A 23,105-nucleotide genomic window follows, 5' to 3' on the forward strand; every position below is an offset into this window, starting at 1 on the left:
TCTCGATGGTCCTGCGAAGGGGCCGATCGCGGAGATACCGGCCACCGTGGACGCGGCCGCGACGGGACCGGACGGGAATTTCCGGGACGGAATCGAAACGAAGCAGGAGAAATCCGACATTACCGAATCTGGCCATGCCGACCGGAAGTTGACTTGCCGTTTCATTCCAGCCGCCCAGTAATAGATATTTCGGATTAAACGCCTCGTCCTTGTCCGGCTGAGGGTGCGAATACTCCAGCGCCGGAACGGCGGGGATTCACGGCATGTGAAACGATCAGATCCGCTCTGGGACACGGGCCCGGCGCCGTCCGGCGGCTGGCCCGGCGCCCAGCAGGTCGCGGTACAGGGCATCCACCTGTTCGACCACGGTGCGGACGTCGTGCCTGGCGACCACGTGGTCCCGCAGCCGGGCGCCGCGCCGCTCGCACTCGATCGGATCGGACAGCGCTTCCGCCATCCGGGTGGCGAGCGCGTCCACCGCCTCCGGCGGCACCACCGACTGCGCGCGCGCCGCCTGCGGCAGGCACTCCCGGGCGCCCGGCACGTCGGTCAGCAGCACCGGACGGGCGGCCGCCATCGCCTCCAGCGGCGCCAGCGCCATGCCCTCCCAGCGCGAGGGCAGCACCACCAGGTCGGCCGCCGCCAGCCACGGGCGCGGATCCGGCACGTCCCCGACCAGCCGGACCCGGCACAGCTCGGCCGACTCCCGGACCGTCTCCGCCACCCGCTGCTCCTCGGGCCCGCCGCCGACCAGCGCCAGCCGGGCCTGCGGCACCCGGCGCAGCACCTCCGGCCAGGCGGCCAGCAGCACGTCCTGGCCCTTCTGCCGGCACAGCCGCCCGACGCAGACCACCAGGGGCGCGTCCAGGTCCAGCCCGAGCGCGATCCGGGCGGCCCGGCGGTCGGCCGGCGCGTAGTGGCGGACGTCGACGCCGTTGGGCACCACCGCCCAGTCGGCGTGCACCCCGGCGGCCACCCCGTCCACCCGCTCCTGGACGCTGACGCACAGCAGCCGGTGCGCCCAGCGGGTCGCGAAGCGCTCCCAGCGCAGGGTGGCGGCGGCCATCGGGCCCTCCACGGCGGCGAAGGACCAGGCGTGCGGCTGGAAAACGGTCGGCACCGCGCCGCGCACGGCCAGTCGGCCGGCCAGCCCGGCCTTGGCGCTGTGCAGGTGGACCACGTCGGGCGCGGCGGCCCGGACGATCCGGCGCAGCCGCCAGGCCTCGGCGGCGGTGGCCGGGCCGGGCGGGCGGGCGGCGGCCCAGTCCTGGACCAGCGCGCCCACCGCGGCGGCCTCCTCGGCCAGCCGCCCGCCGCGCGGGCAGGCGACCAGCACCCGGTGGCCGGCCTCGCGCTGCCCCCGGACCAGGTCGACGACGACGCGGGCGACCCCGCCGTCCACCGGCTGCGAAATGTGAAGGATCGTCATATGCACGGCGGCGAGCCTAGGGTGGCTTCCCCGCGCCGCGTGGCCACCGTCACCCCCAGGTGGCGGCCCGTCCACCCGTACGGCTTGCGGCTCGTACGGGCGGGCGACCCGCTCGAAATTCCGGGCGATTCGCCCGGTTCACCGGAACGGCTGGTACTCCGGCCGGGTTCAGCGGACCTCGGCGGCCAGGTTGGCCAGCACCTGGTCGTGGATCCGGTTCAGGCCCTTGGGGGCGAAGGTGCGCTCGAAGAAGCCGCCGATGCCGGTCGCGCCCTGCCAGGTGGCGGTGACGGTGACCTTGGAGCGGCCCTCGCCGGCGGCCGAGACGGTCCAGGTGATCACCATGCTGGAGTTGGCGTCCTTCTCCACCAGCTGGTCAGGCTCGGGCGCCGAGACGGTGAACAGGCAGTCGCGCACCCGCTTCTCGGTGGCCTGCAGCTTCCAGTGCACCTGGGTGCCGGCGCCGGTGCCGCCGACCCGCACCTCGTACTCGCTGTACTGCGCCGGCAGCAGCTTCGGACGGGTCACCTGGTAGTCGGCCAGGGCCTCGTACACCCGCTCGGGGGCCGCGTCGTAGACCCGCTCCGTGGTGGCCTGCACCTGTCCCATGACCTTGCTCTCCTCGTGTGGTGGGTACCGGTCTCCGGACCGCTCTCACCGGCAAGCCAATCACAGCGGCGGGGCGGACCGGCCCAAGGGGATAGGGTGACCGGTGTGCTCGATCTGGTGACTGCGCTGCGCTACGTGGACCCGCTGCGGGCCGGCGGCTCGGTGCCGGGCGTCGTGGAGACCGACGACCTGGGGACGTACGTGGTCAAGTTCACCGGTGCCGCCCAGGGGCGCAAGGCACTGGTGGCCGAGGTGATCGTCGGCGAACTGGCCCGCCGGCTCGGGCTGAGAGTGCCGGAGCTGCGGCTGGTGGACTTCGATCCGGTGGTGGCCGCGGACGAGCCGGACGCCGAGATCCAGGACCTGCTCAAGGCCAGCGCCGGGCTCAACCTCGGGATGGACCTGCTGCCCGGGGCGGCGGACTACCGGCCGGGGATGATCCCGGTGGACTCCGCCGAGGCCGGGCGGGTGGTCTGGCTGGACGCGCTCACCGGCAACGTCGACCGCACCGTCCACAACCCCAACCTAGTGGTCTGGCACAAGCGGCTCTGGCTGATCGACAACGGCGCCGCGCTGATCTTCCACCACCGCTGGGCGACCGCCGAGGCGTCCGTCGGCAGGCGGTACGACCTCAGCGCCCACGCGCTCGGCGCCTGCGCCCCGGACGTCCGGCTGGCCGACGAGGACCTCGGGCCGCTGGTCACGGTCGAGCTGCTGGAGCAGGTGGTGGCGCTGGTTCCGGACGAGTGGCTGGCCGACGAGCCCGGCTTCGACTCGGTGGACGCCGTGCGGCACGCGTACGTCACCCACCTGGCTGCCCGGGCGGTGCTCTCCGAGGAGTGGCTGCCGGAGGGCTTCGCCACGCCGGAGCAGCTGCGCGAGGCGGAGCTGCGGCGTGCGGCCCGCACCCGGGCCGGTCGGCCGGCGTGGCTGCAGGAGGTGCCGGACCTGCACGGCAAGCCGTCGGTGGAGACGGTCTGGGAGCACCACTTCGAGTGAGGGCGGGGCTTCGGATGCGCGCCTGGGGCGTGTCCGGCTGTTCCCGCCGGGTGCGAACCGTCGGACACGCCTCAGAGCCAGGCGACACCGGCCTGGTGGAGCCAGCCGAAGTTCACGACTGAGGCGCCGAGCAGCAGGCCGGAGCTCATCACCGCGAACGCGGTGTCCCTCGGCAGCCCCTGGGCCCGCGCGATCAGGGCCGCGAGGCCGAGGCCGAGCAGCGGGCCGCCGACCAGCAGCAGGGGGAAGACCAGCCCGCCGACCCCGCCGAGGGCCAGCCCGTACGTCCCGACCACCACGGCGCACAGGACGATCGGCGCCAGCATCGGTACGGCGAGGAGGAGTTGACCCACGCCCAGGGCCAGTGCCAGCCGGTTCCGCCGGGCGGGAAGCGTCGTCTCTGCCATGTCGCTCAACTCCTGTGAGGGCTCCGGGTACGGGTCCATCCTGTTGGCCGGCCGGGCCCGCGCCCTGAGTACGGGTACTCAAACGCGGCTGGGGAGCGGGGCCATGGGCCCCGCTCCCCAGCTCAGTGTCCGGTGTTCAGCGCTCGGTGGTCAGCGCGTCAGCGCCACCACTGGACCGCCTTCTCGGCGTTGATGATGCCCGCGCCGTAGAAGCCGTTGTCGTCCGCGCCGCCCTCGCAGGTGGCCTTGAACTGGCCGGTGTTGCCCGGGTTGTACACGCCGGTCGGGCAGGCGTGGGACTCGGCCTGGTTGGTAAGCAGCTCGGTCAGCTCGTCCGGGCTGGCCCACGGGAACGTGCTGGCGAGCAGCGCGACCACGCCGGTGACGTGCGGGGTGGCCATCGAGGTGCCCTGCATGTACCCGTACTTGTTGCCCGGGATGGTCGACAGGATGCGACCGTTCTTGTCCGGGGTGTTCGGGATCTGGTAGCGGGCGTCACCGCCCGGCGCGGCGACGGTGACGACGCCCTTGCCGTAGCTGGAGTAGTACGACTTGTCGCCGTTGACGCCGACCGCGGAGACCGCGACCACGCCGGGCAGCTCGGTCGGCAGCGACAGGCAGTCGTTGGTGACCGGGCGGGTGCCGGGCTTGGTGTCGTCCGGGCTGGAGACGTCAGTGGTCTTGTGCGCCAGGTCGATGTTCTCGTTGCCCGCGGCGGCGACGTTCAGGACGCCCTTGCGCTGCGAGAAGGCGACGGCCTTGCGGATCGCGTCCGAGATCGCTGCCTGGTCCTTGTCGTTGGGGCAGTTGAACATCCACGGGTCGACGTAGTAGCTGTTGTTCGTCACCTTGAAGCCGTGCTCGCCGGCCCAGACGAAGCCGCAGACCGCGTTCTCCGGGTAGATGAAGCCACCGTCGTCGACGACCTTGACCGCGGCCAGCTTCACGTCCGGGGCGATGCCGACGACGCCCTTACCGTTCTTGGCGGCGGCGATCGTGCCGGCCACGTGGGTGCCGTGGTCGCTGGTGGTCGGCTGCCACGCCTTCCAGTCGGTGTTCGTCTTGCCGTCGATGCAGGAGACCGACTGCGAGGCGTCCACGTTGGCGGCCAGGTCCTCGTGGGTGGCGTCGATGCCGGAGTCCAGGACGCCGACGGTGACCTTGCGGCTGCCGAGCGAGATCTTGTGCGCCTTGTCGACGCCGATCTGGCGCATGTCCCACTGGTTGGGCTCGTACGGCTCCTGGCCGTCCGCGGCGGCGGCGGCGCCGGTCGGCTCGGCGGCGACCTCGGCCTTGCCCTGGTCCGCGGCGAGGATGCCCTTGGTGCGGCTGGCACCGACGGAGTCTACGCCCTTGGCCAGGCGCAGCTTCTCCGCGAACTTGGTGTCGTTCGAACGGGCGACCACGACGCCGACCTGCTCGTACGACTGGACCACCGTGCCGCCGAGGCCGGTGATGGCCTTCTCGACCTTCTGCACCTGGCCGTGGTTGGCCTTGGTGTTGACGACGTAACTGAGCAGCGGACCGGTCGTCGAGTCGCCGGTGGGCGCCGCGACGGCGGTGCCGGCCGGGAGCGCGAGGGCGCCGGCGGTGGCGAGCACGAGGCCCACTGCCGCGTACCGGGTCCGGCTGATCCGAGGAACTCTCATTGGGGTTGGCCCTCCCGAGTCGTCATGCGGCAGCTGCGGTGTGGCAGGTGCGCTGGGATGACCGGGACGTTAATGAATATTCGATGAAAAGCGCAAGAGGTAGTCATCCAATCGTCACATCTCAACCAACAGCGGAGGTTAGCGCCCCATCGGCCAACAGGGGCAACAGAGCTGGAGATTGTTAAAAAGTGATGGTTCGATGACGAGCCGACGTGGCCGGGCATGTACGCGGAAACCGCCGGAACGCCTACTGGAGCGCGTACAACCGGCGTGCGTTGTCGGCGGCGAGCAGTCGCGCCAGCCGCTGGGCGTCCGAGGCCGAACAGGCGCCGGCCGCCTGCCAGTCGGAGAGCAGCATGCCCAGTCCGTACCGGAACTGTGCGGCGCCCACCGCGAACAGTTCGGGAAGTCCGTAGGCATCGGTGGAGAACAGGAGTTTTCCGAACGGCACCAGTTCCAGCATCTCGCCGAGCACCGCCGCCACCCGCGGACCGGTGTAGGAGGCCGTCAGTCCGAGATCCGTGTACACCGTGGGAAAGGCCTGGGCGAGCCAGGCGGCCTGCCGGTGGTACGGATAGCCGTGCAGCAGCACCAGCGGGACGCCGCTCGGCTCGGCGGCGCGGACGAAGTCGGCCAGCAGGGACGGGTCGGCGCGGTGAAGGGTGAGGTCGGGATCGCCGAAGCCGGTGTGGAGTTGGAGCGGCAGGCCCAGTTCGGCACAGACGTCCACGGCCGTCCAGAGCAGGTGGTGCAGCAGCACCGGGTCGGCCAGCCGGCCGCGCCCGCCGCCCAGCCATGCCCCGGCGGCGGCCACCACGGCCGGGCACGCGGGCCGTTCGGCCGGGGCGGCCAGGCCGTGCCGGTAGGCGAGCACCGACTTGACCGCGACCGCACCGGTGGCGGCCGCCACCAGCGCCTCGCCGACGGCCCGCGGCCAGTCCTCGGCACCGCCCGACACCGTCTCGGCCACCGACTCCAGCCGGACCACCTCGCGCACCACCGCCCCGGTGGCCCCGGCGAGTTCGGTCAGCGGCAGCAACTCACGGCCGGCGGCGGCGGTCAGCCCGGTGTCCACCAGGCAGACGTCCAGCCCGGCGGCCGCGAGCAGCCTTCGGGTGGCCTCGGCCGCGCCCAACTCGCGCCGCCGGGCCAGGTAGTCGGCGACCGGGGCGTGCGGGGGCAGGCCGAGCACAGGCGGGCACCAGCGCCGCACGGCCAGGCCGAGCGCGCTGTCGAAGGGCGAACACCCGGGGGCGGGCGGTCGGTCGGACTCGGTGAGCAGCCCGGCCAGGGCATCGTCGGCCAACTCGGCGGCCACCACGCTGTGGCAGTGGTGGTCGACCAGCGCACCGACCTCCAGCATCCGAGCCTCCGGTGCCTCCGGGACCTCCGGCCGGGCCACCGGTCAGTACCGCCAGCGCGTAGCCGCGACCAACTCCTCCGGGCCGACGGCCGCGTACCGCTCGGCCTCGGCCCGGCGCACCGCCAGCACCGCCTGGTGGAGCGGCTCGCCGAGCGCCTCGCGCAGCACCGCCGAGCGCTCGTACGCGGCGATCGCCTCGGCCGGGCCCTCTGGCAGCCGGGGCACCGTGCCGGGCTCGGCGGCGGCCGGGTCACCGGTGAACTCCGGGGGCAGGGCGTGGCGTTGCTCCAGCCCGGCGAGGCCGGCAGCGATCACCGCGCCGACCGCCAGGTACGGGTTGGCGCTCGCGTCGAAGCACTTGACCTCGGCGTTCGCGGCGGCGGCCCGCTCCCCGGTGGAGCCGGTGACCAGGCGCAGCGCGGCCTCCCGGTTCTCCAGGCCCCAGCACTGGTACGCCCCGGCCCAGTGCGATGGCACCAGCCGCAGGTACCCGGCCGGGCTGGAGCAGCCCAGCACCAGGAGTTCGGGCAGGGCCTGGAGCACCCCGGCGAGGAAGCCCTCGGCCTCGGCCGTCAGCCCGTGCGGGCCGGAACCGCCGTGGCAGAGATTGCGGCCGTCCCGCCAGAGGCTGAGGTGGAGGTGCCCGCCGTTGCCGACGCCGTCGGGCTCGACCACCGGGGCGAAGGACGTCCGCAGGCCGTACCTGGCGGAGACGGCGCGGACGGTCTGCCGGACCAGGACGGAGGTGTCGGCGGCGCCGACCGGGCCCTCGGCGGCGACCGAGACCTCGAACTGACCCGGGGCGTACTCGGGGTGGATCTGCAGCACGCCGAGCCCCTGCTCGCCGAGGGCGCGCAGGACGTCCCGCAGGTAGTCGGAGAGGTCGGTGAGGCGGTGCATGCCGTACGCGGGGCCGTGCGTCGGGTACTGCGGCGGCTCGTTCGGGGGCCCCGCCAGGGCGACCACCCACTCGACCTCGATGCCCGCCTTGAGGCTCAGCCCGCGGGCGGCGGCCGCGGCCTCCATCCGGCGGGCGAACAGCCGTTGGCAGCCGGGGTGCGGGCCGCCGGCCTGGGTGTGGCGGTCCCCCGGGGCCCAGGCCCAGCCGGGCTGGGCGGCCAGCGGGACGAGCCGGTCGAGGTCGGGGTAGAGCCTCAAGTCCCCGGTGGGGCCGCCGATGACCGGACTGGTGGTGATGGCGTCGTCGGCGAGGAACACGTCGAAGCAGGGCGCGGTGCCGATGCCCCACTGAGCCGCGTGCACCAGGGCGCCGAGCGGCACGGCCTTGACCCGGGTGATGCCGGCGTTGTCCACCCAGGTGACGGCCACCGCCTCGACGGCGGCGGTGCGCAGCCGGTCGGCCGCCTCCTCGGCCCGCGCGGCGCGCTCGGCCCGCGGGGGCAGCGCGACGGCGGCCGCGAGGGCGGCGGACGCGCCGGGGCCGGACGGCTGGGCCGGGTCGGCGGCCTGGGAGGCGGTGACAGTGCTCATGTCACCATGCTGCCCCGCCGACCCGGGGTGGGTAACTCCCCTATCGAGTGGAACGAACGGACGCCCGTCCGCCCGTTCACTCGTTCGGGGATGCGACGTCCGGGGATGCGACGTCCGGGGATGCGACGTCCGGGGACACGACGGTCGGTGCCGCGACGGTCGGTGCCGCGCCGTCCGGAGCGAAGCGGGCCACCAGCTCCCCCGCGGTGATCCGCTCCAGGGCGTCCGGCGCCCCGTCCAGCGGCCCCGGGTAGAGCCGGTAGAGCGTCCCGCTCGCCCCCGCCGGGGCGGGCACGTCGGCGTGCACCAGGGCCGTGAACGCCCGGGCGCCGGCCAGTCGTTCGACGATCAGCCGGGCGGTGTCGTCCGGCGGCTGCTCGGTGCGGTGGTCGCTCTCGTGCCGTCCGCGCACCCGCTCGGCGAAGGCCGCCACCGGTTCGTCCGCCCCCCGGCGGTAGCGGCCGAGCCCTCGGCCGGTCCGGTCCCGCACCCACACCTCGTCGCTGCCGGCCGCGGCGGCGGCGCAGCCGAGGTCCCACAGGGTGGCCCGGGAGCCGGGGGCGAAGTGGGTCAGCACCGAGTCGGCCAGCGAGCCGATCTCGGCGTGATGGCGGTGGACGTCGTGGAACCCGGCGCCGGAGCCGACGTTGAGGTCGGTCCAGGTGTGGGTGCGGGTCTGCAGGTCGACGATCATCGGCACGCAGATCCTGGCCTCCCCGGCGAGGTCCAGTCGCTGGCGCACGCTCCCCGGGTGGAAGCTGCCGGTGCGCTGCCGGGCCGCCTCGGAGGGGGTGAGGGTCATGAAGCCGGCGAAGGCATCGGTGAGGTCCTCGAAGGGGACGTCGTTGTAGCTGAAGACCACCACCACGGCGTACCGGGCGCGGGCCTCGCCCAGCGCCCGCAGGTCGAGGTCGACGAACTCGGTGGCGCCGTGCGGCGGCGGGGCGGTGGTGAAGTCGCCGGAGTGCACGGCGGCGCGCGGGCCGACCACCAGCCGGGTGTAGTCGCACAGGCCGGTGAACTGCCATTCCTCGTCGTAGAAGGCGACCGACAGGTCGAGGTCCACCCGCTGGTGCGCGCGCTGCATCCAGTGCACGAACAGGCGCAGTCGCTGCCCCTCCGGGAGCCGCTGCACGCTGCCGCGGGGCACCGCGACCAGGGTCCTGGCACTGGCGCGTTCGGCGAACGGGACGACCAGGTCGGCCAGTCCGGCGTCCAGCACGGCCACCTCGTAGCGCCCGACCTCCGCCGCCGATCGCTCGGCCCGGCGCAGCAGTTCGGCCTCGATCAGCTCGCAGACCGGCGCGCTCAGCGCGGCGGGGACGGGCTTGCCCCAGTCGGAGCGGGCGTGCGCGGAGGCGACCCGGCCGCGCGGGAAGTACAGCCGCCGCTCGCCGATCCCGCGCGGTGCGCGCAGCCGCCCGTACGCGCCGAGCAGCGGTCCGGGGGCGACGGCGCGCAGGGCCTGCGGCAGCGCGTCGACGAGTTCGGCGGACAGTGGCTCGCCGGGGAGCCAGGAGGCCTGCACCCGCAGCAGGTGGTGCAGTCGGCGCACCAGTTCGCCGGGGCGGGTGGCCAGCAGCCGGAGGGCGGCGGGCAGGTCGCCCTGGGCGAGGGCGTGCTCGACCCGGGCGGCGAAGGTCTCGACGGTGAGCCGGGTGTGGCCGGCGGGCGTCTCGCGCACCCGTAGCGGGGCGGGCGCCTCGCGCAGCTGCGGGCCGAGGCCGTGCAGGTCGAGGTCGCTCTGCCGGACGACCGCGAAGGCGGCGGCCGCGTACGGGAAGCGGGCGCGGTGCTCGTACGGGTGCAGCAGTTCGCCGGCCCGCAGCCAGGCGGCGCGGTGGCGGCGCAGGTCCTCGGCCAGGGTGCCGACCGGGAACGCGTCCAGGACGGCGAGGAGTTCGCGGCGCAGCGGGCGGGGCAGGTTGCGCAGCCGCAGCGTGCGGGCGGTCGCCGGCAGCAGGTCGGGCTCGGCGCCGGACCAGGCCCAGATCAGCCGCAGCACGTCGGTGGCGGTGGTGAGGTGGGCGGCGAGCAGCAGGCGGGTGTGCTCCGGGTCACGGCGCAGCAGGGCGGCCAGCACGGTGGCGCGGCTCTCCCGGACCGGGATCGCGGCGGGCAGCCAGGTGGCCGGGTCGGCCGGAGCGTGGTCGAGCAACAGGGCGAGGTCCTCGCGCTCCTGCGGGCTGAGCGGGGTCTGCCGGGTGAGCAGGGCGGCGAGGGCGGTGCCGGCGAGCGCGGCGGCGTCGCCGGTCCCGGCCAGGCGCAGCGGCTTGAGCGTGCGGCCCGCGTCCAGGTCGCGGGCGGCCTTGCGGGCGCCCCTGGTGTCGGTGGGCAGGTGGGGCTCGTGCTCCAGCGGTACGCCGCAGAGCGGGCAGTGGCGTGCGCCGTCGTCCTCGGTCAGCTCCAGGAAGCAGTCGAGGCAGAGCAGGTGGGCGCAGGGAGCGAGGGCGCCGATCCCGGCCTCCAGGCTGGTGCGCTCGCAGACCAGGCAGAGCTGGCTGGACTGGCGGAGCAGGTAGCCGCGGATGAGGACGGAGTAGTCGACGTGGGCGTGCGAGGGCACGCCGTCGGGGAAGCGGCGGAACAGCGGCTGGTGGCGGCGGTCGCTGCCGAGCAGGGCCTCGATGCCGGCCAGCAGCCGGGTGCCGGCCTCGGCGAGGTCGGCCGGGCGCAGCCGGCGGAGCGCGTCGCGCAGCGGCTTGGTGAGGACGTGGCCGAGCCGGGCCAGGTCGGCTTCCAGAGCCACCAGGCCCTTGGCCGTCCACGGGTCCGGTTCGCCGGGCGCGGCCCCGGGCGCGACCAGGACCTGTCCGTGGTGGCGCAGCAGGTAGGGGTCCAGGGGGCTCCCGGGCCCGGTGGTGTTCGGCTTCTTCACTTCTCTGTCCCCCGCTGGATATGACGAAGCGGGGGCGGAGAGTGGGCGCACTCGGGTCATGTGAAAGATGAGGAGAAGGAAGCACGCCGCGGAGCCGCCCCCGCGTCGATCACCCTAGCGAATCCGGCTCCGGGCGCCGAACGGTTTTCCGCCGCCGCCCTCTTCCTACCGGCGAGTAGCTTCGCTACAGTGGCCGCACGCACCACCGCCGGGCTTCGGGAGCCGCACCGGCGGGAGGTCGCGGTCGCCGTGTCCCCGGCGCCCGCGCGGTGCTCTTCACCGGCCGGTGCCGCGAACCGCGGCGGGCCGGGTTTCTCTCCTCGTGTCAGCGTCGCTTCCTTCACCTTCGAGCGCCTGAGCACCACGGCACACCCCGCAGTTCGGCCGGAGCGGACCGGCCGACGCCCGGGTCTGCCGGACCCGTCATCTCCCCAAGCCCCCGCGCGTGGACCCTCCTCCGGCGGCGGCCGCCCCCGTTTCACCGACGGGCGCGGCGGCCCGCCCGCCGGAGCACGCGCGGGCCCTTCATGACTAGGAGTCAGGACATGGAGCGTCCCTTCCCCACCGTGGCCGTCGTCGGCCTCGGCACGATGGGTGCCGGCGTCGCGGTGGCGGTCGCCAGGAGCGGCCGCCGGGTGATCGGCATCGAGGCCACCGAGGACTCGGCCGCCCGGGCGCTGGCCCGGATCGAGGAGGCGACCGCGCACGCGGTCGACCGGGAGCGGATCACCGCCGAGGAGCGCGCCGCGCTGCTGGCCCGGATCTCGGTCGGGCACGCGCTGGCGGCCGCCGCCGGGGCGGACCTCGTGATCGAGGAGGTCCCCGAGCAGCTGGAGCTGAAGCGGGAGGTCTTCGCCGAGCTGGACCGGATCTGCCCGGAGGGCACGGTGCTGGCCACCGGCACCACCGCCCTGTCGGTGACCCGGATCGCGGCCGCGACCGCCCGTCCGGACCGGGTGCTCGGCCTGCACTTCTTCAACCCGGTGCACACCATGAAGCTGGTCGAGGTCGTCCGCACCGTGCTGACCTCGCCGCGGACCGCCGAGGACGCCGCCGCCTTCGCCCGCGACCTGGGCAAGGAACCGGTGGCGGCCGGCGACCGGGCCGGTTTCGTGGTGAACGGCCTGCTGTTCGCCTACCTGAACCAGGCCGCGGCGATGTACGAGTCCAAGTACGCCTCCCGGGAGGACATCGACGCCGCGATGCGGCTCGGCTGCGGCCTGCCGATGGGCCCGCTGGCGCTGCTCGACCTGATCGGCGTCGACACCGCGCGCACCGTGCTGGAGGCGATGTACGAGCAGTCCCGCGACAAGCTGCACGCGCCCGCGCCGATCCTCGGCCAGCTGGTCTCGGCCGGGCTGCTGGGCCGCAAGTCCGGGCGCGGCTTCTACACCTACGAGGCGCCGGGCTCCTCCAGGGCCGTGGACGCGGTGACCGGACCGGCCGGCGCCGGGGTGCCCGGCCGTACCGTGCGCACGGTCGGGGTCTGCGGCTCGGGCACGATGGCCACCGGCATCGCCGAGGTGTTCGCCAAGGCCGGGCACCCGGTGCTGCTGGCCGCCCGCAGCCAGGAGAAGGCCGAGCGGGCCAAGGCGCAGCTGGCGAAGTCGCTGGAGCGCTCGGTCGCCAAGGGCCGGCTGAGCGGGGAGCAGCGGGACGCCGCGCTGGCGCTGGTCACCCCGGTCGGCCAGTACTCCGAGCTGGCCGAGGTGGACCTGGTGGTCGAGGCGGTCGCCGAGGACCTGGCGGTCAAGCGGGAGCTGTTCGCCACCCTGGACAAGATCGTCCGCCCCGGCGCGGTGCTCGCCACCACCACCTCCTCGCTGCCGGTGATCAGCTGCGCGACCGCCACCACGCGGCCGCAGGACGTGATCGGGATGCACTTCTTCAACCCGGCCCCGGCGATGAAGCTGGTCGAGGTGGTCTCCACCGTGCTGACCGCCCCGGACGTCACCGCGACGGTGCTGGAGCTGACCGCGAAGGTGCGCAAGCACCCGGTGGAGTGCGGCGACAGGGCCGGATTCATCGTCAACGCGCTGCTGTTCCCCTACCTGAACGACGCGGTGCGGATGCTCCAGGAGCACTACGCGACGGTGGACGACATCGACACCGCGATGAAGCTGGGCTGCGGCTACCCGATGGGCCCCTTCGAACTGCTGGACGTGGTCGGCCTCGACGTGTCGCTGACCATCGAGCAGGTGCTGCACCAGGAGTTCCGCGAGCCGGGCCTGGCCGCCGCGCCGCTGCTGGAGCACCTGGTGGCGGCGGGCTGCCTGGGCCGCAAGACCGGCCGCGGCTTCCGCGACCACGCGCGCCGGTGACCACGGCACGGGCCGGGGGCGAGCAGCTGCCGTACGACCCGGCGGCGGGCGCGGGCGGCTCCTACGGCAACGGCGGCGCCGCGTACGGCTCCGGGTCCGCCGCGCGACCCGGCTGGACCCCGGGGGCGGTGTCCGCGCGCTGGCCCAGGCCCGCCGTGACCGGCCCGGTCGCGCCGGTGCGCCGGGGAAGGGCCGCGGGCACCCAGCCCGGGCCGTGTAGCGTTCCGGACATGGATCGGGTTCAGTCAGCCTCCCCGCAGCACTCCGCCGGACCGCGCGGCACCGACCGGACGGCCGGCCCGTCCGGGGGCGCCGCGCCGGAGGCGGGGCCGGGCAGCCGCCGGGCGGCGGCGCAGCGTCAGCAGATGCGCCAGGACCTGGCCGCGGCGGCGATGGAGCTGTTCGCCTCACAGGGCTACGAGGAGACCACGGTCGACCAGATCGCCGCGGCCGCCGGGGTGGCCCGGCGCACCTTCTTCCGGTACTTCCGGTCGAAGGAGGAGGCGATCTTCCCCGACCACGACGACACCCTGGTCCGGGTGGCCGACCTGCTGGCCAGCGCCGAGCCGGAGGAGCACCCGCTGGACGTGGTCTGCCGCGGCATCAAGGAGGTGCTGCGGATGTACGCCTCCACCCCGGGGGTGTCGGTCGCGCGGTACCAGCTGATCCGTCAGGTCCCGGCGCTGCGCGAGCGCGAGATCGCCGTGGTGGCCCGCTACGAGCGGCTGTTCACCCGCTACCTGCTGGGTCGGTTCGACACCGGCGAGCCCGTCCCGTCGGGCTGGCAGCGCGGCGGCGAGGACGACTCGATGCTGGCCGAGGTGTCGGCGGCGGCGGTCGTCGCGGCGCACAACCACGTGCTGCGGCGGTGGCTGCGGGCCGGCGGCCGGGGTGACGTGGAGGCGCAGCTGGACCACTCCTTCGAGGTGATCCGGCGGACCTTCTGGGCCGCCAGCTCGCCGGGTGCCAGACGCCGGGGTTCGGTGGTGGCACCCGGTGCCAGTGGGATGCCAGGGGACGGAGTGGCGGAGAGCGCACTGAGTGCCAGCCCCGGAGGTGAGGTGCTCATCACAGTGGCCCGGACGGACGCTCCGCTGGACGTCGTGGTGGACAGCATCCGGGCCGCGCTGAGCAGCGTCAAGGACGCCTGAGCCCCGTAAAACAGCAGGTCAGAGGCAGATCCAGGGCCCGCGCCGAATCGTCAGCGCGGGCCCTCGGCGTACCCGCACTACGCGCGTCCCGCACCTTCCCGGAGCGCCGGAATTCCTGACACCCGGTGTCTTTACGAGTGGCACAGGGTGCCACTACCTTGTTACCCACCAGTCGCGGCGCCGCGGCTCCCCACCTCGGCGCGCCGTCGTCCGGCGTTCCCACACCCCGGGAGCAGTGCCAGACCAAGCAGTGCCGGACCCTCCCGGAACCACCACCGGGCGACCGCCTGACCGTCAACCACCCACCTCAGCGAAGCCGGTGTCCGCTCCCGGCTCCCCCAGACGCCCTGTGACCCTCACACAGGTACGCCTTCGGAGGCAGCCATGCAGGAAATCCTCGACGCGATCCTCAGCTCCGACGCCACGTCGGCGGACTTCGCGGCGATCAAGCTCCCCGAGTCCTACCGGGCGGTCACGCTCCACAAGGACGAGGAGCAGATGTTCGCGGGCCTCGACAGCCGCGACAAGGACCCCCGCAAGTCCCTTCACCTCGACGACGTCGCCCTTCCCGAGCTGGGCCCGGGCGAGGCGCTGGTCGCCGTCATGGCCAGCTCGGTGAACTACAACACCGTGTGGAGCTCGATCTTCGAGCCGGTCTCCACCTTCGGCTTCCTGGAGCGCTACGGCCGGCTGTCGCCGCTGACCAATCGCCACGACCTGCCGTACCACGTGCTCGGCTCCGACCTCGCGGGCGTGGTGCTGCGCACCGGCGCCGGCGTCAACTCCTGGAAGCCCGGCGACCAGGTCGTCGCCCACTGTCTCTCGGTCGAGCTGGAGTCCCCCGACGGCCACAACGACACGATGATGGACCCGGAGCAGCGCATCTGGGGCTTCGAGACCAATTTCGGCGGCCTCGCCCAGATCGCCCTGGTGAAGACCAACCAGCTGCTGCCCAAGCCCAAGCACCTCACCTGGGAGGAGGCCGCCTCCCCCGGTCTGGTCAACTCCACCGCGTACCGCCAGCTGGTCTCGCGCAACGGCGCCGGCATGAAGCAGGGCGACAACGTGCTGATCTGGGGCGCCAGCGGCGGCCTCGGCTCGTACGCCACCCAGTACGCGCTGGCCGGCGGCGCCACCCCGATCTGCGTGGTCTCCAGCGAGGCCAAGGCCGACATCTGCCGCGCCATGGGCGCCGAGGCGATCATCGACCGCTCCGCCGAGGGCTACCGGTTCTGGAAGGACGAGAACAACCAGGACCCGCGCGAGTGGAAGCGCCTGGGCTCGAAGATCCGCGAGTTCACCGGCGGCGAGGACGTGGACATCGTCTTCGAGCACCCGGGCCGGGAGACCTTCGGCGCCTCGGTGTACGTCACCCGCAAGGGCGGCACCATCGTCACCTGCGCCTCCACCTCCGGCTACATGCACCAGTACGACAACCGCTACCTGTGGATGTCGCTCAAGCGGATCGTCGGCTCGCACTTCGCCAACTACCGCGAGGCCTTCGAGGCCAACCGCCTGGTCGCCAAGGGCAAGATCCACCCGACCCTCTCCAAGGTCTACACCCTGGAGGAGACCGGCCAGGCCGCTCTCGACGTCCACCACAACAAGCACCAGGGCAAGGTCGGCGTGCTCTGCCTGGCCCCCCAGGAAGGCCTGGGCGTGCGCGACCAGGAGCTGCGCGAGAAGCACCTGCCCGCCATCAACCGCTTCCGGAACGTGTGAGACGGAACCGATGACCGAGCCCCAGAAGCGCGACCGCCCCTGGCTGATGCGCACCTACGCCGGCCACTCCACCGCGAGCGACTCCAACGCGCTCTACCGGCGGAACCTGGCGAAGGGTCAGACCGGCCTGTCCGTCGCCTTCGACCTGCCGACCCAGACCGGCTACGACTCCGACCACGTCCTCGCCCGCGGCGAGGTGGGCCGGGTCGGCGTCCCGGTCGGCCACGTCGGCGACATGCGCACCCTGTTCGACGGCATCCCGCTCGAACGGACCAACACCTCCATGACGATCAACGCCACCGCGATGTGGCTGCTGGCGCTCTACCAGGTGGTCGCCGAGGAGCAGGGCGCCGACATCGCCAAGCTCACCGGCACCACCCAGAACGACATCGTCAAGGAGTACCTGTCGCGCGGGACGCACGTCTTCCCGCCCGGCCCGTCGGTCCGCCTGATCACCGACATGATCGCCTACACGGTCGGCAACATCCCCAAGTGGAACCCGATCAACATCTGCAGCTACCACCTCCAGGAGGCCGGGGCCACGCCCGTCCAGGAGATCGCCTACGCGATGTGCACCGCCATCTCGGTGCTCGACGCCGTCCGCGACTCCGGCCAGGTGCCCGCCGAACGGATGGGCGACGTGGTCGCCCGGATCTCCTTCTTCGTCAACGCCGGCGTGCGCTTCGTCGAGGAGATGTGCAAGATGCGCGCCTTCGCCCAGCTCTGGGAGAAGGTCACGCTGGAGCGGTACGGCGTCACCGACCCGAAGCAGCGCCGGTTCCGCTACGGCGTCCAGGTCAACTCGCTCGGCCTGACCGAGGCCCAGCCGGAGAACAACGTCCAGCGGATCGTCCTGGAGATGCTGGCCGTCACCCTCTCCAAGGACGCCCGCGCCCGCGCCGTCCAGCTGCCCGCCTGGAACGAGGCGCTCGGCCTGCCGCGCCCGTGGGACCAGCAGTGGTCGCTGCGGATCCAGCAGGTACTGGCGTACGAGTCCGACCTGCTGGAGTACGGCGACCTCTTCAACGGCTCCGAGGTGATCGAGGCCAAGACGGCCGCCCTGCTCGCGGGCGCCGAAGCGGAGATCGCCAAGGTGACGGAGATGGGCGGGGTGATCCCGGCCGTCGAGTCCGGCTACCTCAAGTCCAACCTGGTCGCCTCGCACGCCGCCCGCCGGGCCCGGATCGAGTCCGGCGAGGACAAGATCGTCGGTGTCAACTGCTTCGACACCACCGAGCCCAGCCCGCTCACCGCCGACCTCGACACCGCGATCATGGTGGTCGACCCGGCCTCCGAGCAGTCCGTGCTCGCGGCCCTGGAGGCCTGGCGCGGCCAGCGCGACGAGGCCGCCGCCCAGGAGGCGCTGGCCGGGCTCAAGGCCGTCGCCGCCACCGAGGCCAATCTGATGCCGGCCACCCTCGCCTGCGCCCGGGCCGGCGTCACCACCGGCGAGTGGTCCTTCGCCCTGCGCGAGGTGTTCGGCGAGTACCGCGCCCCCACCGGCGTGGGCGGCGCGCCCGTCGCGGTCGCCGCCGAGCCCGGCGGGGAGCTGGAACAGGTCCGCGCCGCCGTCGCCGCGACCGCCCAGGAGCTGGGCGCCGGCAAGCTGCGCCTGCTGGTCGGCAAGCCCGGCCTGGACGGGCACTCCAACGGCGCCGAGCAGATCGCCGTCCGGGCCCGCGACGCCGGGTTCGAGGTGGTCTACCAGGGCATCCGGCTCACCCCGGAGCAGATCGTCTCCGCCGCCGTGGCGGAGGACGTGCACTGCGTGGGCCTGTCCATCCTCTCCGGCGCCCACACCGAGCTGGTGCCGGACGTCCTGAAGCGGCTGCGCCGCGCCGGGGTGGAGGATGTCCCGGTGATCGTGGGTGGCATCATCCCGGCAGCGGACGGCGAGGCCCTCAAGGCCGCCGGCGTCGCCGCCGTGTTCACCCCGAAGGACTTCGGCATCACCACCATCATCGGCCGGATCGTGGACGAGATCCGGCTGGCCAACGAGCTCCAGCCGTGGACGCCCGCACCGACCGCGGCCACGAACTGACCAGCTGACCAGCTGACCACTGGGAAGGAACCGAACCACCCCCATGACCACTGTCAACCGCCTGCGCCCGCGCCGCTCCTGCCTCGCCGTACCGGGCAGCAACCCGCGCTTCCTGGAGAAGGCCCAGGGGCTCCCGGCCGACCAGGTCTTCCTCGACCTCGAGGACGCCTGCGCCCCGCTGGTCAAGGAGAGCGCCCGCCACACCATCGTCGACGCGCTGAACAACGGCGACTGGGGCGACAAGACCCGCGTCGTCCGCGTCAACGACTGGACCACCCACTGGACCTACCGCGACGTGATCACCGTGGTCGAGGGCGCCGGCCCCAACCTGGACTGCATCATGCTGCCGAAGGTCCAGGACGCCGAGCAGGTCAAGGCGCTCGACCTGCTGCTCACCCAGATCGAGAAGACCATGGGCTTCGAGGTCGGCAAGATCGGCATCGAGGCGCAGATCGAGAACGCCAAGGGCCTGATCAACGTCGACGCCATCGCCGAGGCCTCGCCCCGGCTGGAGACCATCATCTTCGGCCCCGCCGACTTCATGGCCTCGATCAACATGAAGTCCCTGGTGGTCGGCGAGCAGCCGCCCGGCTACGGCGCCGACGCCTACCACTACATCCTGATGCGCATCCTGATGGCCGCCCGCGCCAACGACCTCCAGGCGATCGACGGCCCCTACCTGCAGATCCGCAACCAGGAGGGCTACCGCGAGGTCGCCCGCCGCTCCGCCGCCCTCGGCTTCGACGGCAAGTGGGTGCTGCACCCGGACCAGGTCGCCGCCGCGAACGAGATCTACTCGCCCTCGCAGGAGGACTACGACCACGCCGAGCTGATCCTCGACGCCTACGACTACTGCACCTCCGAGGCGGGCGGCGCCAAGGGCTCCGCGATGCTCGGCGACGAGATGATCGACGAGGCCAGCCGCAAGATGGCGCTGGTCGTCGCCGGCAAGGGCCGGGCCGCCGGCCTGCAGCGCACCACCAAGTTCGAGATCCCGGAAAGCTGAGGGCCTGAGCCATGCAGTTCGGACGCACCTACGAGGAGTTCGAGGTCGGCGCGGTCTACAAGCACTGGCCCGGCAAGACGGTCACCGAGTACGACGACCACCTCTTCTGCCTGCTCACCATGAACCACCACCCGCTCCACATGGACACCAACTATGCGGAGAGGACGACGGACTTCGGCCGGAACGTCGTGGTGGGCAACTACGTCTACTCGCTGCTGCTCGGCATGTCCGTCCCGGACGTCTCCGGCAAGGCGATCGCCAACCTGGAGATCGAGTCGCTGCGCCACGTCGCGCCGACCTTCCACGGCGACACCATCTACGGCGAGACCACCGTCCTCGACAAGTGGCCGTCCAAGTCCAAGGACGACCGCGGCATCGTCCACGTCGAGACCAAGGGGTACAAGCAGGACGGCACGGTCGTCTGCGTCTTCCGTCGCAAGGTGATGGTGCCGACCGCGACGTACACCAAGGAGCGCGGCGGCGAGCAGCCCGGTCGCCCCGAGCCGCTCTCCTGACCCTCTCCCCTCTATAGGGACCCCTTCCACTCATGGGGCCCCTTCCGCACAGACCCCGGACGGGAAGGCCGCCGTCATCGGCCGACCCCCACCCGGTCGGGGGCCCTGCTGCCGCAGCCACGCCGGCAGGGCCCCCGGAAATCTCCCCCCCCCCCCCGCCCTCTTCAGACATTCCGGAGCCGCACGATGGGACGCCTCGCACAGACCGACGGCCTCACCGAGATCCAGCGGGACATCCTCGCCACCGTGCGGGATTTCGTCGACAAGGAGATCATTCCGGTCGCGACCGAGCTGGAGCACAAGGACGAGTACCCCACCGCCATCGTCGAGGGCATGAAGCAGCTCGGGCTGTTCGGCCTCACCATCCCCGAGGAGTACGGCGGCCTCGGCGAGTCCCTGCTCACCTACGCCCTGGTGGTCGAGGAGATCGCCCGCGGCTGGATGTCGGTCTCCGGCATCGTCAACACCCACTTCATCGTGGCGCACATGATCAACGCCCACGGCACCCAGGAGCAGAAGGACCACTTCCTGCCGAAGATGGCCGCCGGCGAGATCCGCGGCGCTTTCTCGATGTCCGAGCCCGGCCTCGGCTCCGACGTTTCGGCCATCTCCACCAAGGGCGTCAAGGACGGCGAGTTCTACGTCCTCAACGGCCAGAAGATGTGGCTCACCAACGGCGGCACCTCCACCCTGGTCGCGGTCCTGTGCAAGACCGACGAGGGCGGCAGCACCCCCTACAAGAACATGACCACCTTCCTGATCGAGAAGACGGCCGGCTTCGGCCCGAACCCGACCGTCCCCGGCCTCACCGTGCCCGGGAAGATCGAGAAGATGGGCTACAAGGGCGTCGACACCACGGAGCTGGTGCTGCAGGACGTGCGGATCCCGGCCGACCGCATCCTCGGCGGCGTCCCGGGCCGGGGCTTCTACCAGATGATGGACGGCGTCGAGGTCGGCCGCGTCAACGTCGCCGCCCGCGGCTGCGGCGTCGCCCGCCGCGCCTTCGAGCTCGGCATCTCCTACGCCCAGCAGCGCTCCACCTTCGGCAAGAGGATCGCCGAGCACCAGGCGATCCAGTTCAAGCTCGCCGAGATGGCCACCAAGGTCGAGGCCGCCCACCAGATGATGGTCATGGCCGCCCGCAAGAAGGACAGCGGCGAGCGCAACGACCTCGAGGCCGGCATGGCCAAGTACCTGGCCTCGGAGTACTGCAAGGAGGTCGTCGAGGACGCCTTCCGGATCCACGGCGGCTACGGCTTCTCGAAGGAGTACGAGATCGAGCGCCTCTACCGCGAGGCCCCGATGCTGCTCATCGGTGAAGGAACTGCGGAGATCCAGAAGATGATCGTCGGACGCCGGCTCCTGGAGGAGTACAGGATCGCCGAGTGACGGCCCGGTCCCGCGCCCGGGCGCGGGACCGCCGAGTGATCGCGGGGCCGCCCCGATTGACGGGCCGCCCCCACCGAACCGCCGGTCGACGGGCGTGCGGGCCCGTCCCGGCAGAGTGCCGTGCCCCGTCACGGGCCCGGCCTGGTCCGCCAGGGTCCGGCACGGCCTCCGGAAAGCGGCCGCAGGGCGTACAGCTGCAACGACGCGCCCTGCGGCCGCTTCCGTACACCTTCTTCCGGCCGCTACAGGCCGTGTCCCCCACGGGTTCCGTCACCCACCCTGCTGAGACAAGAGTCACCAGCCGTGTCCGGTCCCTTGGGAACCGGACCGGGGCGAGCTACGGTCGTAGAGGCAAGGTGCGCGCACGCGCTCCCACCGGACACATGAACGAGCAGGCGGGTTGCCCACCCACCGTGTGCTCCCGATAGCATCCACCGGGACAGCAAGCCGTCCCTCTATTACCGATCCCGCGGTGGCCCCCGTCCAGCGGCCATGATCCCCCGCGACAAAGGTCTTCGATGCCCATCAGCCCGTCCCCTCACACCTCCGTCACGGACCGCGATGCCCTCGCAGCCCCGACGGCCGGTCGGCGACCCCGCGTGACCATCGCGCGCGGAGCCACCCCCTGGTTCGTCCCCACCCTCGCCACAGCCGCCGTGACCACCGCCCTCACCCGGCGCAGCGGCAAGTGGGCCCTGGCGGCGGTACCGGCCTGTGCGCTCAGCGCGGGCATGCTGTGGTTCTTCCGCGACCCCGAGCGTGAGATCGGCACGGGCAGAGTGATCTCCCCCGCCGACGGCGTGGTCCAGAGCATCGACGCCTGGCCGGACGGCCGCACCCGGGTCGCGATCTTCATGAGCCCGCTGAACGTCCACGTCAACCGCGCGCCCCTGCCGGGCACGGTGACGTCGGTCGAGCACGTCGCGGGCGGTTTCGTACCGGCGTTCAACAAGGACAGCGACCAGAACGAGCGGGTCGTCTGGCACTTCGACACCGAGCTCGGCGACATCGAGATGGTGCAGATCGCGGGGGCCGTGGCCCGTCGCATCGTGCCGTACGTGGCCGCCGGAACCAAGGTCGAGCAGGGCGACCGGATCGGTCTGATCCGGTTCGGGTCCCGGGTCGACACCTACCTGCCGGCCGGCGTCGAGGTCGGCGTCGAGGTCGGCCAGAAGACCACAGCCGGGGTGACGCGCCTTGACCGTGACTGATCCTGAGACAATCGTCGGCCTGGACGACGAGGAGACGGCTCTGCGCCGCCGCCGCTGGGCGCGCGACCGCGAGCTGCGCGCTCCGCGCTCCCCGCAGCACCTGTCCACCGCCGACTTCCTGACCCTGGGGAACGCCGTCTGCGGCTTCCTGGCGATCTACTCGATCACCACCGGGGTCCTGATCCCGCACATCACCAACCCGGACGCCGCTCCGGACCGGCACAGCGCGGCCACCGCCGTCACGCTGCTGCTGATCGGCTCGATGTGCGACCTCTTCGACGGCCTGGTGGCGCGCAAGCTCCGCTCCTCCGCCCTCGGAGCGGAACTCGACAACCTCGCCGACCTGATCAGCTTCGGCATCGCGCCGGCCTACTTCGTCGCGGTCTGGGGCATGGTCTCGCAGGGCTCCAACCGGACGCTCTCGGCGCTGATCGCGCTGACCGTGCTGCTCGCGGTGGTCCTGCGGCTGGCCCGCTTCTCGGCCGTCAAGATGCGGCCCGGGGTGTTCCAGGGCATGCCCTGCCCGATGGGCGCGATGACGGTGATCGCCATCGTGCTGCTCGACCCGCCGTTCCTGCCCGGTCTGCTCGCCATCTTCGGCGCGGCGTACCTGATGGTCAGCCGGATCGAGTACCCGAAGCCGCAGGGGCTGCTGGCCACCGCGACGCTCTGTTGGGTCGTCGTGGCGATCGGCTGCCTGGCCGCCTGGGCGACCGGGCTGCCCGGTGGCGACACGCTGATGCACGTCGGCGCGTTCGCCCAGATCACCCTCGCCGCGATGGCGCCGCTGCTGGTCATCCGGCGCAAGGTCGGGCAGAAGGTCGGCGACGTCCGCGCCCGGCGGGCGGAGTCGCGGCTCGGCTGAGCCCGCTCGTCCCGACGGGAAGGGCCCGGAACCTGACGGTTCCGGGCCCTTCCCGCGTT

17 protein-coding genes are annotated in these 23,105 nt (G+C 72.6%); 10 read left to right on the forward strand and 7 right to left on the reverse strand.

What is annotated here, in order from left to right:
• Positions 1-274: 274 nt before the first annotated feature.
• Together ACH4J0_RS13810 and ACH4J0_RS13815 are read right to left on the reverse strand one after the other, a co-directional pair.
• The gene (locus ACH4J0_RS13810; protein ID WP_396239600.1) at positions 275-1,429 is read right to left on the reverse strand and encodes a glycosyltransferase; all 1,155 of its coding nucleotides are present in this window, start codon (positions 1,427-1,429) and stop codon (positions 275-277) included.
• A 168-nt stretch (positions 1,430-1,597) separates the two neighbouring features.
• Positions 1,598-2,038 (reverse strand): SRPBCC family protein, encoded by a 441-nt coding sequence (locus tag ACH4J0_RS13815; protein ID WP_396239602.1) that lies wholly within the window; start codon positions 2,036-2,038, stop codon positions 1,598-1,600.
• A gap of 105 nt (positions 2,039-2,143) precedes the next feature.
• On the opposite strand from ACH4J0_RS13815, the gene ACH4J0_RS13820 reads away from it, so the two are divergent.
• Positions 2,144-3,037 carry a HipA family kinase gene (locus ACH4J0_RS13820; protein WP_396239604.1) on the forward strand — a complete coding sequence of 298 codons (894 nt, stop codon included), beginning with the start codon at positions 2,144-2,146 and terminating at the stop codon, positions 3,035-3,037.
• Positions 3,038-3,108: 71 nt separating this feature from the next.
• Here the strand turns inward: ACH4J0_RS13820 and ACH4J0_RS13825 are convergent, their stop codons facing one another.
• The 5 genes from ACH4J0_RS13825 to ACH4J0_RS13845 all read right to left on the reverse strand — a co-directional run bounded on the left by ACH4J0_RS13825 (position 3,109) and on the right by ACH4J0_RS13845 (position 10,825).
• Positions 3,109-3,444: a hypothetical protein gene (locus ACH4J0_RS13825; RefSeq protein WP_396239606.1), complete on the reverse strand. Its 336-nt coding sequence runs from the start codon at positions 3,442-3,444 to the stop codon at positions 3,109-3,111.
• A gap of 158 nt (positions 3,445-3,602) precedes the next feature.
• Positions 3,603-5,093 carry a S8 family peptidase gene (locus tag ACH4J0_RS13830; protein ID WP_396239608.1) on the reverse strand — a complete coding sequence of 497 codons (1,491 nt, stop codon included), beginning with the start codon at positions 5,091-5,093 and terminating at the stop codon, positions 3,603-3,605.
• Positions 5,094-5,340: 247 nt separating this feature from the next.
• Positions 5,341-6,456, reverse strand: a complete 1,116-nt coding sequence (locus ACH4J0_RS13835; protein WP_396239610.1) for an amidohydrolase family protein — start codon at positions 6,454-6,456, stop codon at positions 5,341-5,343.
• A gap of 42 nt (positions 6,457-6,498) precedes the next feature.
• Positions 6,499-7,947, reverse strand: coding sequence for a glutamine synthetase (locus ACH4J0_RS13840; protein WP_396239612.1), 1,449 nt, complete (start codon positions 7,945-7,947; stop codon positions 6,499-6,501).
• 76 nt (positions 7,948-8,023) lie between these two features.
• Positions 8,024-10,825 (reverse strand): MXAN_6230/SCO0854 family RING domain-containing protein, encoded by a 2,802-nt coding sequence (locus ACH4J0_RS13845; protein WP_396239614.1) that lies wholly within the window; start codon positions 10,823-10,825, stop codon positions 8,024-8,026.
• A 545-nt stretch (positions 10,826-11,370) separates the two neighbouring features.
• Between ACH4J0_RS13845 and ACH4J0_RS13850 the strand changes: the two genes are divergently transcribed.
• From ACH4J0_RS13850 to ACH4J0_RS13890, 9 genes are all read left to right on the forward strand, one after another.
• Positions 11,371-13,146: a 3-hydroxyacyl-CoA dehydrogenase family protein gene (locus ACH4J0_RS13850; RefSeq protein ID WP_396239616.1), complete on the forward strand. Its 1,776-nt coding sequence runs from the start codon at positions 11,371-11,373 to the stop codon at positions 13,144-13,146.
• Between the two features lie 230 nt (positions 13,147-13,376).
• Entirely contained in the window at positions 13,377-14,297 is a 921-nt protein-coding gene (locus ACH4J0_RS13855; protein ID WP_396239618.1) for a TetR family transcriptional regulator, read from the forward strand.
• A gap of 384 nt (positions 14,298-14,681) precedes the next feature.
• The gene (ccrA, locus tag ACH4J0_RS13860) at positions 14,682-16,019 is read left to right on the forward strand and encodes a crotonyl-CoA carboxylase/reductase (RefSeq protein ID WP_396239620.1); all 1,338 of its coding nucleotides are present in this window, start codon (positions 14,682-14,684) and stop codon (positions 16,017-16,019) included.
• 10 nt (positions 16,020-16,029) lie between these two features.
• Entirely contained in the window at positions 16,030-18,060 is a 2,031-nt protein-coding gene (locus ACH4J0_RS13865) for a protein meaA (protein WP_396239622.1), read from the forward strand.
• A 43-nt stretch (positions 18,061-18,103) separates the two neighbouring features.
• Positions 18,104-19,066, forward strand: coding sequence for an HpcH/HpaI aldolase/citrate lyase family protein (locus ACH4J0_RS13870; RefSeq protein WP_396239624.1), 963 nt, complete (start codon positions 18,104-18,106; stop codon positions 19,064-19,066).
• Positions 19,067-19,077: 11 nt separating this feature from the next.
• On the forward strand, positions 19,078-19,581 hold the full coding sequence (locus tag ACH4J0_RS13875; RefSeq protein WP_396239626.1) for a MaoC family dehydratase: 504 nt from the start codon (positions 19,078-19,080) through the stop codon (positions 19,579-19,581).
• Between the two features lie 186 nt (positions 19,582-19,767).
• Positions 19,768-20,970: an acyl-CoA dehydrogenase family protein gene (locus ACH4J0_RS13880; RefSeq protein WP_396239628.1), complete on the forward strand. Its 1,203-nt coding sequence runs from the start codon at positions 19,768-19,770 to the stop codon at positions 20,968-20,970.
• Positions 20,971-21,488: 518 nt separating this feature from the next.
• Complete coding sequence (locus ACH4J0_RS13885) at positions 21,489-22,181, forward strand: phosphatidylserine decarboxylase (protein ID WP_270143134.1); 693 nt, start codon at positions 21,489-21,491, stop codon at positions 22,179-22,181.
• Positions 22,168-23,046: a phosphatidylcholine/phosphatidylserine synthase gene (locus ACH4J0_RS13890; RefSeq protein ID WP_030285592.1), complete on the forward strand. Its 879-nt coding sequence runs from the start codon at positions 22,168-22,170 to the stop codon at positions 23,044-23,046. Before ACH4J0_RS13885 ends, ACH4J0_RS13890 begins: the two co-directional genes overlap by 14 nt.
• Positions 23,047-23,105 lie beyond the last annotated feature (59 nt).

The organism is Kitasatospora sp. NPDC017646, assembly GCF_044329365.1.
GTDB lineage: Bacteria > Actinomycetota > Actinomycetes > Streptomycetales > Streptomycetaceae > Kitasatospora.